This window comes from Lacrimispora xylanisolvens (genome assembly GCF_002934545.1).
GTDB classification, from domain to species: domain Bacteria; phylum Bacillota; class Clostridia; order Lachnospirales; family Lachnospiraceae; genus Lacrimispora; species Lacrimispora xylanisolvens.
In genome coordinates this window covers 293,984-305,808 of sequence record NZ_PTJA01000004.1, presented here as the reverse complement: position 1 = coordinate 305,808, position 11,825 = coordinate 293,984, and the positions used below count along the sequence as shown (strand labels likewise).

The 11,825-nt window shown below is 45.9% G+C and carries 14 protein-coding genes; 13 read left to right on the top strand and 1 reads right to left on the bottom strand.

Annotated elements, in window-relative coordinates:
- Positions 1–9: 9 nt before the first annotated feature.
- From BXY41_RS09430 to BXY41_RS09400, 7 genes are read left to right on the top strand one after another with little or no spacing between them, the layout of a single operon-like run.
- A complete protein-coding gene (locus BXY41_RS09430) occupies positions 10–672 on the top strand; it encodes a cytidylate kinase-like family protein (protein WP_104436573.1) in 663 nt (220 codons plus the stop codon).
- Positions 669–1,535 carry an aminotransferase class IV gene (locus tag BXY41_RS09425; protein WP_104436572.1) on the top strand — a complete coding sequence of 289 codons (867 nt, stop codon included), beginning with the start codon at positions 669–671 and terminating at the stop codon, positions 1,533–1,535. The genes BXY41_RS09430 and BXY41_RS09425 overlap by 4 nt, the downstream gene beginning before the upstream one ends.
- A gap of 17 nt (positions 1,536–1,552) precedes the next feature.
- On the top strand, positions 1,553–2,671 hold the full coding sequence (locus BXY41_RS09420) for a DUF4392 domain-containing protein (protein ID WP_432765507.1): 1,119 nt from the start codon (positions 1,553–1,555) through the stop codon (positions 2,669–2,671).
- Entirely contained in the window at positions 2,649–3,335 is a 687-nt protein-coding gene (gene pxpB / locus BXY41_RS09415; RefSeq protein WP_242980135.1) for a 5-oxoprolinase subunit PxpB, read from the top strand. The genes BXY41_RS09420 and pxpB overlap by 23 nt, the downstream gene beginning before the upstream one ends.
- 4 nt (positions 3,336–3,339) lie before the next feature.
- On the top strand, positions 3,340–4,368 hold the full coding sequence (locus BXY41_RS09410; protein WP_104436570.1) for a 5-oxoprolinase subunit C family protein: 1,029 nt from the start codon (positions 3,340–3,342) through the stop codon (positions 4,366–4,368).
- Positions 4,369–4,394: 26 nt separating this feature from the next.
- Complete coding sequence (locus BXY41_RS09405; protein WP_104436569.1) at positions 4,395–5,204, top strand: putative hydro-lyase; 810 nt, start codon at positions 4,395–4,397, stop codon at positions 5,202–5,204.
- Between the two features lie 28 nt (positions 5,205–5,232).
- A complete protein-coding gene (locus tag BXY41_RS09400; protein WP_104436568.1) occupies positions 5,233–5,988 on the top strand; it encodes a LamB/YcsF family protein in 756 nt (251 codons plus the stop codon).
- A gap of 77 nt (positions 5,989–6,065) precedes the next feature.
- Here the strand turns inward: BXY41_RS09400 and BXY41_RS09395 are convergent, their stop codons facing one another.
- Complete coding sequence (locus BXY41_RS09395) at positions 6,066–7,271, bottom strand: FprA family A-type flavoprotein (RefSeq protein WP_104436567.1); 1,206 nt, start codon at positions 7,269–7,271, stop codon at positions 6,066–6,068.
- 187 nt (positions 7,272–7,458) lie between these two features.
- On the opposite strand from BXY41_RS09395, the gene BXY41_RS09390 reads away from it, so the two are divergent.
- From BXY41_RS09390 to BXY41_RS09365, 6 genes are all read left to right on the top strand, one after another.
- Positions 7,459–7,857 carry a helix-turn-helix transcriptional regulator gene (locus tag BXY41_RS09390; RefSeq protein WP_104436566.1) on the top strand — a complete coding sequence of 133 codons (399 nt, stop codon included), beginning with the start codon at positions 7,459–7,461 and terminating at the stop codon, positions 7,855–7,857.
- A complete protein-coding gene (locus BXY41_RS09385; protein ID WP_104436565.1) occupies positions 7,854–8,444 on the top strand; it encodes an ATP-dependent Clp protease proteolytic subunit in 591 nt (196 codons plus the stop codon). Before BXY41_RS09390 ends, BXY41_RS09385 begins: the two co-directional genes overlap by 4 nt.
- Before the next feature lie 87 nt (positions 8,445–8,531).
- Entirely contained in the window at positions 8,532–8,993 is a 462-nt protein-coding gene (locus BXY41_RS09380; RefSeq protein ID WP_104436564.1) for a 2-thiouracil desulfurase family protein, read from the top strand.
- 27 nt (positions 8,994–9,020) lie between these two features.
- Complete coding sequence (locus BXY41_RS09375; protein ID WP_104436563.1) at positions 9,021–9,614, top strand: hydrolase; 594 nt, start codon at positions 9,021–9,023, stop codon at positions 9,612–9,614.
- Positions 9,605–10,366, top strand: a complete 762-nt coding sequence (locus BXY41_RS27145; protein WP_104436562.1) for an arginase family protein — start codon at positions 9,605–9,607, stop codon at positions 10,364–10,366. The genes BXY41_RS09375 and BXY41_RS27145 overlap by 10 nt, the downstream gene beginning before the upstream one ends.
- A 111-nt stretch (positions 10,367–10,477) precedes the next feature.
- On the top strand, positions 10,478–11,797 hold the full coding sequence (locus BXY41_RS09365; RefSeq protein ID WP_104436561.1) for an aspartate kinase: 1,320 nt from the start codon (positions 10,478–10,480) through the stop codon (positions 11,795–11,797).
- Positions 11,798–11,825: the final 28 nt, after the last annotated feature.

Below are 11,825 nucleotides of genomic sequence, written 5' to 3'. Positions count from 1 at the left end.
GGAAGAAATATGAACAAACAGAATCATTTTTTTGCAATCGCCATAACCCGCACCTGCGGAAGCGGAGGCGGCAGCTATATAGGAAAAAAACTGGCTGCTGATTACGGAATTGATTATTATGACAGGAAGCTTTTACGGCTGGCAGCAGAGGACAGCGGAATTAATGAAACCATATTTGCACAGGCGGATGAAAATACAAAAAAGACGTTGTTGTACGGGGCATTTAAAAGGGTTTATAATGGAGAGATCATCCCGCCGGAAAGCGGAAATTTCTTATCAGACCAGAATTTATTTAATTATCAGGCAAAGGTGCTAAAAGAGCTGCTGACCCAGGAATCCTATGTGTGTGTGGGAAGAGCTGCTGATTTTGTATTAAAGGGGGAACCCAATGTGGTGTCAGTCTATTTAGATGCACCCTATGAGTTTCGGATAAAACGGGAGATGGAACGGCAGGGAATCGAGGAAGGGGAAGCACAGCGCTACATCGACCAGCTGGACCGGTACCGCAATGCCTATTACCTGTATCATACCGGAAGACAGTGGAAAAACCCCCGAAATTATGACCTGTGTCTGGATACGGAAAGCCTGGGACTTGATAACTGCGCGGAACTGATTAAAGAGTATATCAGGATGAAATTTGGCATTTGCCCGGAAAAAAAGGAGAGGTTATGAAAGAACTTGCTTATTATGATGGAACCATTGCTGCACCAGAGGAGCTTAAGATTCCTTTTAATGACAGAGTGCATTTTTTCGGTGACGGGGTTTATGATGCATCAGTGGGGGGGAATCACCGTATTTATCTGCTGGATGATCATCTGGATCGTTTCTATTCCAGTGCAAATGCTCTGGATATCCGGATTCCCATGGAAAAGAAGGAGCTTGGAGAGCTTTTAACGGATCTTCTTAAAAAGGTGGAGGGGGAGACTCATTTTGTCTATTGGCAGGTCACTAGAGGAGCGGCTCCCAGAAACCACGCATATGACAGTGAGATGACCGGTAAGCTCTGGGTTATGATCCGCCCCAACCGGCTGCGAGATCCCGAAGTCCCCATCAGCCTGATCACAGCAGAGGATACCCGTTTCCTTCACTGCAATATTAAAACCTTAAATCTTCTGCCTTCTGTCATGGCATCTCAGAAGGCGGAGCAAAAGGGGGCACAGGAAACCGTGTTTCACAGGGGGGATATGGTAACGGAGTGCGCCCATAGTAACGTTTCCATACTGAAAAATGGCATTTTTTTATCCCATCCCAATGATCAGTACATTCTGCGGGGGATATCCAAGACTCATATGATTGAAGCCTGTTACCGCCTTGGTATCCAGGTGATAGAACGCCCCTTTACCCTGACGGAGCTGATGGAAGCGGATGAGGTGCTGGTAACTTCCTCTTCTAATTTCTGTCTTCACGCGAAGGAAATCGATGGAATACCCGTAGGCGGAAAAGATCCGGTGAGGTTAAGCCGGATTCAGAAGGAAGTCATTGAAGAATATTTAAGATATACAGGAAAGAGTAGCTTGTTTGATGATGTAGTCTGAACATGCAGGACAGCTGTATGAAAAGGGAGTATGAAATGGAACGGGCAGAACTGGAAAAATGGAACGTAGGAGAAAATTTAGATGCGCTGATGAATCTGGATCCAAGGGGCTATGGCGTCTGCCGGATTCTATATGAAGGAAGCAGAAAGGCAATGGGAGAGCCCTTAGCCATGAGAGCTGCTGAGCGATTGTGCGACACGGTAAAGGAACAGGATCTGGTCTTTATTCTTACCGGTTTTGTTCTTCTGCCCCACAGGAAACCGGAGATGGATGGCATGGTAAGTTCCTTGCTCTTAGCCAGATCTCTGGTGCTGGCTTTCGGTGCAAAACCAGTCATTATCTGTCCGGAGGATTGTGTGAAGGCAGTAAAAAAGTGTGCCTCCGTAGTTGGCCTTCATATCTACGAAGATTTAAAGACCGTACAGGAGCTTCCCTACAGCATGGGAGTTCATGCATTTACAAAGAACACCAACAGAGCATCAATGGAAGCGGAGTGGCTGATTAAAGATACTCTGCCTTCTGCAGTAATTTCCGTGGAAGCTCCGGGAGCCAACCATCTGGGGGTTTATCACAATGCAGTTGGTAAGGATGTTTCTGAACTGGAAGCAAAAAGTGATATTCTGTGGGAACTTTTAAAACAGAAAGGCGTTTTAAACATTGCCATAGGCGATCTGGGAAATGAAATCGGGATGGGAACCATAGGAATGCATATCAGACAATATGTCCCTTTTACCGGACAGGGAGAATGTATCTGCGGCTGCAAAGGAGGCACTCTGGCAGCCAGCATTGCAGATCATATCATTACTGCCACCTGTTCCGACTGGGGCTGCTATGGACTGATGGCAGCACTTGCCTACTTAAAGAGGGATATGGAGATTCTTCACAGGGAAGAGATGGAGGCAGAGGTGATGCGCGTGGCGTCAAGAAGCGGGCTGATCGATATGAACGGATCTCTGCTGCCTGGTATTGATGGGTTTAATACCCGGATGAATACGGGAATTGTAAGTCTGATGCGTCAGTGCACGGCTTATGCAGTCCGGTATTCCCATAATTCAGATCAATGGTTTGAACCGGTTATCGGGAAGGGCTTTTTCCAAAAAGGGGGGAAGGAAGTTGAAAATCAAAGCTGTGGGTGACCGGGGAGTGCTGCTTGAACTGGGAGAAACCATTGATGAAACGGTAAACCGCCAGGTTATGGAACTGAACCGGAGTATAATGGCTGCCTCAATAGAAGGTATTACGGAGACAGTTCCTGCCTTTTGTTCTGTTCTGGTATGCTACGATCCCATTATCACAGATTATGATTTACTAAGCAGCAGACTGGAGAAATTGTCAAAAACGGTTACTTTGGGAAAGAAGTCCGGTGGCAGACTTGTAGAGATTCCGGTGTGCTATGGCGGAGAGTCAGGGCCGGATCTTTCCTTTGTGGCAGAGCATGCAGGGATGAAGGAGCGGGAGGTGATCCGCATTCACAGCAGCAGAGATTACCGGATCTATATGCTTGGTTTTCTACCCGGTTTTCCTTACCTGGGAGGGCTGGATAAAAAAATTCATACGCCCAGGCTTACCACGCCGAGGACAAAAATACCTGCCGGGTCTGTTGGAATCGGAGGAGAACAGACTGGAATTTACCCCATGGAATCGCCTGGTGGATGGCAGCTGATCGGAAGGACTCCGTTGAAACTTTTTGATGTAAAACGGGCAGAACGTCCGCTCTATGAAGCTGGGGATACTATACGGTTCATTCCCATCACATTAAAGGAATACCATAAAATCAGACTGGAACAGGAGAAGGGGTGACTGTATGGGGCTGGAAATAAAACTGCCGGGTGCATTTACATCGATTCAGGATAAAGGGAGGCGGGGATATTTAAGCCAGGGGTTTATGGAAAGCGGTGCCTGTGATAAATACTCCATGACTGCCGCCAATTTATTTGCGGGTAATTTATCAGAGCCGGAACTGGCAGTTTTGGAGTTTACTTTAAAGGGGGGAGAGATTACTTTTACTTCCGATGAAGTGATCGCCCTGGCTGGTGCTGATATGAATCCACTGAAAAACGGAGTCCCCATTCCCATGTATCGTCCTGTGGTTATGAGGGAAGGTGACAGTCTGAGCCTTGGAATGGCATCAAAGGGCCTTAGATCCTATCTGGCTGTATACGGGGGAGTGGCGGTTTTACCGGTACTTGGAAGCAGATCCACTGACTTAAAAAGCTGCTTGGGAGGTCTTGAAGGCAGAGTGTTAAAAGCTGGTGATCTCCTCAAATCAGGTAAATGCGGGGAAGAGAAAATGCGGTTTGCAGCTGGGGTGTATAAAATGGATTTCACATCCCTGTCTGAGGAAAATGAACCCTGGTTTATAAATCCCTCCAACCCATTCCGTTACAGCGCAGATAAACGGTATGTGCTCCTTCGTGCTGTTCCCGGACCCCAGACAGAGACATTTACAGAGGAAGGAAGAAATACCTTTGTCAGAAATCCCTATCAGCTGACTGCAGACTGTGACCGCATGGCGTGCAGGCTTGGCGGCCCCTCTGTAGAGATGAGAAAAGGGGCGGATATTATTTCCGATGCAGTCCTGGAGGGATCGGTTCAGATTACCGCTTCGGGACTTCCCATTGTCATGCTGGCAGATCATCAGACCACAGGAGGTTATGCAAAGATTGCCACTGTCATCAGCACGGATATTCCTGCACTGGCTCAGCTGCGTCCGGGAGAGTGGGTGACTTTTCAGTATGTAACTGCCATGGAAGCGGTGAAGATTGCCAGAAAAGAGAATAAAAAGCTTCTGGAGCTGAAAAAAATAATTGAGACTGCCATGGGAAAATGGTAAAATATCAACAGGAAAGAAGGAAAATAATGGGAACAGATTTAAGCCGATTAACACCTGTGGAAGTAAGAACCATGATCAGAAAGGGACTGATTGATACTCCCACTGCCGGACTGTGTGCAGGCTATGCCCAGGGGAATTTGGTGATGCTCCCCCAGGAACTCGCATGGGATTTCCTCTTATTCTGCCAGAGAAATCCCAAATCCTGCCCTCTTCTTGAAGTTTCCGATGCAGGCAGCCGGACATTTGCTTTTACAGCACCAGGCAGTGACATTACCACGGATCTTCCCAAATACCGGGTTTATGAAGACGGCATCTGTACCGGGGAGTACACGGCTGTGACCGATATTTTTGAGGATTATCAGTTACATAAGGGAAAGCTGGTAAGTTTTTTAATTGGGTGCAGTTTTTCATTTGAAGCGGAGCTTTTGGAAGCTGGTATTCCCGTAAGGCAGATCGAAGAAGGCGTTAATGTTCCCATGTACCAGACAACCATTCCCTGCATCCCTGCGGGAATATTTTCCGGAAACATGGTAGTAAGCATGAGACCCATTCCTCATAGCCTGGTACCGGCTGCAACAGCGATTACTGCAGCCATGCCCAGGGTACATGGAGCTCCGGTGCAGATCGGATACCCGGAGGCAATTGGGATCAGGGATATTGAGAACCCGGACTTCGGAGACCGGGTGACCATAAAAGAAGGGGAAGTTCCAGTGTTCTGGCCCTGCGGAGTCACGCCACAGGCAGTGGTGATGAACAGCCGTCCTCCCTTTGTAATTACCCATGCTCCCGGTCATATGTTTATTACAGATGTGAAGAATGTGCAGCTGAAATACTGAAACGGTCTTAGAGAAAGGAAGCGTGATTATGGCGGTCATTGATTTGAACTGTGATTTGGGGGAAAGTTACGGAGCTTATAAGATTGGAATGGATGAAGAAGTGATTCCATACGTTACTTCTGCAAACATTGCCTGTGGATTCCACGGAGGAGATCCCATGGTGATGGAACGGACAGTAGCCCTTTGTAAGGAGCATGGAGTGAGAGTCGGTGCCCATCCGGGATTTCCGGATCTGGCAGGATTTGGAAGAAGGAATATGGCGCTGTCTCCGGAAGAGGTGAAGGCCTCTGTAAAATACCAGATTGGAGCGCTAAAGGCATTTTGCACCGGAGCAGGAGTGAGGCTCTGGCATGTAAAGCCTCATGGTGCCCTTTATAATATGGCAGCAGAGGATTATCAGCTGGCACGGGCTGTCTGTCTGGCTGTGAAGGAGGTAGATGAAAGTCTGGTGCTCCTTGGGTTAAGCGGCAGTGAGCTGATTCGTGCGGCGAAAGCTACTGGTGTATTCTGTGCAAGCGAGGTATTTGCAGACCGGGGATACCAAAGTGACGGGACTCTTGTTCCCAGAAATCAGAAGGGTGCACTGATAAAGGATGAAGAAGAGGCAGTAAAGCGGGTGATCCGTATGGTCCGTGAGCGGAAGGTGGAAGCTGTGGACGGACGGGATATTACCATACAGGCTGATTCCGTGTGTGTTCACGGGGATGGAGCCAAAGCACTGGCATTTGTGAAAAAGATCCGGGAAGGTCTTATGGAGGAAGGAATTGTAATAAAGGGATTCTAAGTGACAGAGGGATAAAAAATACCCCTGGAAAACGGTACACAGTATGATATGTACGCCGTATTCCGGGGGATCATTTTTTATTTAGACATGGAATCTGCAATGGTATTGGCCAAAGCAGCGATTTCTGACAGCTGATCCTCTTTCAGGGAAGATTTCACTGTAATGGTCTGATCCAGAATGGTCATGTTTTTCATGCCGGAGATGATTTCGGTCATCTTTTTGGCTGCCATAACGCCCCAGGTGCCGTTCTCGATCAGTGCAACGGTACGGTTCTGCACATTGTGAGCCTTCATATCCATGAGAAGATGCTCCATATTGCTGAAGATTCCTGCATTATAGGTAGCTGATGCAAAAACCAGATGGCTGCATCGGAATGCCTCTGAGATAATATAGGATGGGTGAGTTACGGAAACGTCATACATCACAATATTGCGGATGCCCCGTTCTGCAAGCCGGCATGCAAGAATGTTGGCAGCATTCTCCGTGTTGCCGTATATGGAGCCGTAGGCGATCATGACAGCCTGTTCTTCTGGTTCGTAACTGCTCCAGGTGCAGTACTTGTCCATGTACCAGCAGATATCGGAACGCCATACCGGTCCGTGAAGCGGGCAGAGAAGCTGTATGTCTAAGTCCGCTACCTTTTTTAATAAAGCCTGGGTGTTAACCCCGTATTTGCCCACAATGTTAGAATAATATCTTCTGGAATCATCAAGCCATTCACGCTCAAAATTCAGCTCGTCAGCAAATATATTCCCGTTCATGGCGCCAAAGGTACCAAATGCATCTGCGGAAAATAAAATCTTATCAGTGGCATCATAGGTTACCATAACTTCCGGCCAGTGTACCATGGGAGCCATGTAGAAGGTAAAATTGTGCTTACCGGTTGAGAATGTATCTCCTTCTTTTACAATGACAGCTCTGTCATCCACTCCAAATTCATAAAACTGATTGATGATTGGGACAGTTTTTGCATTGCACACCACTTTCACATCAGGGTATCTTCTTACCATCTCCCCTAACGTTGCGCAGTGATCCGGTTCCATATGATTAACAAAAATATAATCCAGATTCCGTCCGCCTAAAACTGCTTCCACATTCTCGATAAACTGTCCGCTAATGGCTCTGTCAACCGTATCAAACAGTACGGTTTTTTCATCCAGCAAAACGTAGGAATTATAAGCAATTCCTCTGGGAATAGGGTATGCATTTTCAAACAGGGCCAGACGGCGGTCACTTCCGCCAACCCAGAACAGATCGTCTATTATTTTTTTGATACAGTACATGTTGCAGCCTTCCTTTCTATTGCTCGTTCTAGTATCTTGTATAAAGTATACTATATTATTAACAAAATGTCATGACCTTTTTCTATAAACATAGTAGGAATTCGGTGTTTTTTTGAAACCGCACTTTTTATGAATACGGGGAAAATGAAATCTGCTATAATAAGATCAGATTACGGAGGTAGAACGCATGGATGAAAAGAAAAAAACAGTTAGTCAGATCATTGATTATATTGAAGTAAATTTATCTGCGCCGGAAAGACTGAATGTGGAGGAGATCGCCCGGTATGCCGGTTATTCTAAATTTCATATCAACCGGATGTTTTCTGATGTCACAGGCTGTACCATTCACCGCTATATCAAGGAGCGCAGGCTCAGTGAAGCGGCTGGTAAGCTTATTATGGAAGAAGAATCCATTGCCAGAATTGCACAGGACGCATTGTATCAGTCCCAGCAGGCATTTACACTGGAGTTTAAAAAAGTATATGGCTGTACGCCAATGACATACAGAAAAGCAAGAATTAACAAAGAATTAAGGCGTAAAGAAGTAATAATGAACCTCTCCAAAGCCTGGAGGTGTGCGGCATGAATGTGGTTCCTTATGTGATTGAACAGACTGGGTCAGGGGAACGAAGCTATGATCTGTTTTCCCGTCTGTTAAAGGACCGGATTATTTTTCTGGGGGAAGAGGTAAGCGATGAATCTGCCAAGCTGATTATCGCACAGCTTTTATTTCTGGAATCCCAGGATCCGGAGAAAGACATTTCCTTTTACATTAACAGCCCCGGCGGTTCCATAACCGCAGGACTGGGGATTTATGATACCATGAAGTACATCCGCTGCGATGTTTCCACCATCTGCCTTGGCTTTGCGGCCAGCTTTGGGGCGTTTCTTCTGGCAGGAGGGACAAAAGGAAAGCGGTTTGCCCTTCCCAATGCGGAGATTATGATTCATCAGCCCGGAGTATCAGGAGGAATCGGGGGGAAGGCAGCTGACATATGGATTTACTCAGAAAAGCTTCAAAAGGATAAAAGGCGGTTAAACTGGATACTGGGGGAAAATACCGGTCATTCTGAAGAAGAGATTGAACGGGATACGGACAGGGATCATTTTATGACAGCATCAGAAGCCATGGATTACGGAATCATTGATGCAATTCTGGAAAAAAGAAAATAGAGAAGGTTTAAGGGGTTAATCTGAAAAAAGGATTGAACCCCTTTTCATTTTTTGCTACAGTAGGACTTATGAAAGGAGGCGAAAGGAATGAAGGATCAAAAAGAGACAATTCTTGTGAGCGCCTGTCTTTTGGGTGTGAACTGCCGCTATGATGGCAATCATGGAGAAAATAAAGAGATTCTGGCACTGCTTGATGAGTATCATCTTATTCCAGTCTGTCCGGAACAGCTGGGAGGAATGGAAACACCCAGACTTGCGTCTGAGCGGAGAGGGGAAAATACAGTCATCAGCCAGTCTGGTCAGGATGTCACAGCCTTTTTTGAAAAAGGTGCCGGTGAAACCTTAAAGCTGGCAACAATCTTTGGCTGCAAAAAGGCTGTCTTAAAGGAACGCAGTCCATCCTGCGGCCATGGAATGATCTATGACGGGACATTTTCCGGAAATAAAATTCCTGGAAGCGGTGTCACCGCGGCTTTGCTTCAAGAGAACGGAATTGAAGTGATCGGAGAAAGCAAAATTCATTCTCTCATAACCGGAACGGACAACTAAATTAAGTACAGTAAGGAGAATATCAGTATGAAAACAGAGATAACCAGACAACAGGCACTTAACTTACTCATAAAATATAATCAGGAGCCCTTTCATCTCCTTCACGGGCTGACCGTAGAAGGGGTGATGCGCTGGTATGCCAGGGAACTTGGCTACGGAGCAGAAGAAGATTTCTGGGGATTGGCAGGACTTCTCCATGATGTGGATTTTGAACAGTTTCCAGAGGAACATTGTACAAAAGCGCCGGAGCTTTTAAAAGAAATCGATGCAGAGGAGGAACTGATTCATGCCATATGCAGTCATGGATATGGGATCTGCTCAGAGGTAAAACCGGAGCATGAGATGGAAAAGGTACTCTTTGCCTCAGATGAACTGACTGGTTTAATCGGTGCGGCTGCCAGAATGCGTCCTTCCAAAAGCGTGATGGATATGGAAGTATCCAGCTTAAAGAAAAAGTATAAGGATAAAAAATTCGCAGCAGGCTGTTCCAGGGACATCATCGACACTGGCGCCGGGTATCTGGGCTGGACGTTAGAAGAGCTGCTTGAAAAGACTATACTTGCCATGCGTTCCTGTGAGGAAAGCGTAAATCAGGAGGTGGAAGCTTTGAAATCAAAATAAGACCGGTCACCATATTTAATTTCACAGATGTCTACAAAAGACAGGATTTTTACAGGAAGGTTCCATATGACTGGGTTGACTGTACGGATTTAACCGGTGTCCATGGTTTTTGCGACAGCGCTTCTTTAACGGAGATTGAGCGGCGGGCGAAAAAGGCAGGGGGCAGCTTCCGGTTCCTGGACTGCGGAAATTTTCATTATGTCAGTTATGTTCTGCAAAAAGATTACAAAGAACCCTATGATCTGGTTGTATTCGACCATCATGCAGACCTTATGGCTTCCAGTTTTGAGGGAATCCTTTCCTGCGGGAACTGGATCCGCCAGATACTGGAAGAACAGGGGTTCTTAAAAAGGGTTATTTTAATTGGCGTGTCGGATGAGCTGGCCTGTGCAGTCAGGGAAGATTTTAAAGACAGAGTGAAGATCTATACGGAATCGGAACTATCAGGGAAAGACTGGGTTTCGGATTTTGCCGGACAGCTTAAGGAACCGGTGTATTTATCTGTGGATAAAGATGTATTTTCTTCCAGTGAACTCTTGACTGACTGGGATCAGGGAAGTATGACACTGGCCCAGCTTTCCAGGGCATGGGATATTATCTGCAGAAAGAATCCAGTACTGGCAGTTGATATCTGCGGGGAATATAACAGCATCAGCGGAGGAAACAGGCGGATTGAAGAATCGGATAAACGAAACAGCCTGGCAAATGAGAAGATCTTAAATATGTTCCTGGAAAAGAGAATTTATGCATGATGATGGAAAATTATACATAATTAGAGAAAACCACTTGACAGCTGGTGACAATTAAGATATTATTTCCGTTAAATATGTAGATATTAACCTGTATCAGAGGAGAAAGACGCCATGAAAAAAGTTGTGAAATTCGGAGGAAGCTCTTTAGCCAGCGCCATGCAGTTTGAAAAGGTTGGTAATATCATCCGCGCAGACAAGAGCAGAAAATATGTAGTTCCATCCGCGCCGGGAAAGCGTAATGACAAGGATGAAAAGGTAACAGATCTGCTGTATCAGTGTTACGATGCGGCGGAAGCAGGCAAAAGCTACAAAAGCATTCTGGAAAAAATCAAAGAGCGCTATATGGAAATTATCAGCGGGCTTTCCCTGAACATGAGTCTTGATGAGGAATTTAATGTGATTGAAAAGAATTTCTTAGAAAAGGCAGGCAGGGACTATGCTGCTTCCAGAGGTGAATATTTAAACAGTCTGATCATGGCAGAGTATCTGGGATTTGAGTTTATTGATGCCGCTGAGGTGATCTTTTTTGACGAGGATGGCAACTTTGAAGCAGATCTTACGGATCAGGTGCTTTCCGAACGTTTAAACAAGGCTGAAACAGCAGTTATTCCCGGATTTTATGGCTCAAAGCACGATGGCACCATCAAGACTTTTTCAAGAGGCGGCTCCGATGTGACAGGTTCCGTAGTGGCGAAAGCAATTCATGCAGATATGTATGAAAACTGGACGGATGTATCCGGTGTTCTGGTGGCAGACCCCAGAATCATTAAGGATCCGGAAGTCATTGAAACCATTACATACAGAGAATTAAGAGAGCTGGCGTATATGGGTGCCAGCGTACTCCATGAGGATGCAATCTTCCCTGTGAGAAAAGAAGGAATTCCCATTAATATCCGTAACACCAATAAGCCCGAGGACAAGGGAACTTTAATTGTGGAAAGCACCTGCAGACAGCCCCGCTACACCATTACGGGAATAGCAGGAAAGAAAGGCTTTTGTTCCATTAATATTGAAAAAGCCATGATGAATGCTGAAGTTGGTTTTGGGAGAAAGGTGCTTGAGGTATTTGAAAAATACGGAATCTCCTTTGAGCATATGCCTTCCGGAATCGATACCATGACAGTCTTCGTTCACCAGTCAGAGTTTGTGGAATTTGAGCAGTCTGTTATTGCCGGAATTCACAGAGCGGTTGAGCCTGATTTTGTGGAGATGGAATCCGATCTTGCACTGGTAGCTGTAGTAGGCAGAGGTATGAAGGCCACCAGAGGGACTGCCGGCAGGATTTTTTCGGCCCTCGCCCATTCCAGAGTCAATGTTAAAATGATTGATCAGGGCTCCAGTGAATTAAATATCATTATTGGTGTGAGAAACAGTGATTTTGAAGAAGCGATTAAAGCGATTTATGATATCTTTATAACGACCGAAGTTTAAAGAGCAAAATTAATATTCATGGCAGAAA

Bases quoted from the DNA above. Each gene is read 5' to 3' on its own strand.
- BXY41_RS09425 (WP_104436572.1), top strand. From the start codon at position 669: ATGAAAGAACTTGCTTATTATGATGGAACCATTGCTGCACCAGAGGAG.
- BXY41_RS09400 (WP_104436568.1), top strand. From the start codon at position 5,233: ATGGCGGTCATTGATTTGAACTGTGATTTGGGGGAAAGTTACGGAGCT.
- BXY41_RS09380 (WP_104436564.1), top strand. From the start codon at position 8,532: ATGAAGGATCAAAAAGAGACAATTCTTGTGAGCGCCTGTCTTTTGGGT.
- BXY41_RS09410 (WP_104436570.1), top strand. From the start codon at position 3,340: ATGGGGCTGGAAATAAAACTGCCGGGTGCATTTACATCGATTCAGGAT.
- BXY41_RS09395 (WP_104436567.1), bottom strand. From the start codon at position 7,271: ATGTACTGTATCAAAAAAATAATAGACGATCTGTTCTGGGTTGGCGGA.
- BXY41_RS09375 (WP_104436563.1), top strand. From the start codon at position 9,021: ATGAAAACAGAGATAACCAGACAACAGGCACTTAACTTACTCATAAAA.
- BXY41_RS09390 (WP_104436566.1), top strand. From the start codon at position 7,459: ATGGATGAAAAGAAAAAAACAGTTAGTCAGATCATTGATTATATTGAA.
- BXY41_RS09430 (WP_104436573.1), top strand. From the start codon at position 10: ATGAACAAACAGAATCATTTTTTTGCAATCGCCATAACCCGCACCTGC.
- BXY41_RS09365 (WP_104436561.1), top strand. From the start codon at position 10,478: ATGAAAAAAGTTGTGAAATTCGGAGGAAGCTCTTTAGCCAGCGCCATG.
- BXY41_RS09385 (WP_104436565.1), top strand. From the start codon at position 7,854: ATGAATGTGGTTCCTTATGTGATTGAACAGACTGGGTCAGGGGAACGA.
- BXY41_RS09420 (WP_432765507.1), top strand. From the start codon at position 1,553: ATGAAAAGGGAGTATGAAATGGAACGGGCAGAACTGGAAAAATGGAAC.
- BXY41_RS09405 (WP_104436569.1), top strand. From the start codon at position 4,395: ATGGGAACAGATTTAAGCCGATTAACACCTGTGGAAGTAAGAACCATG.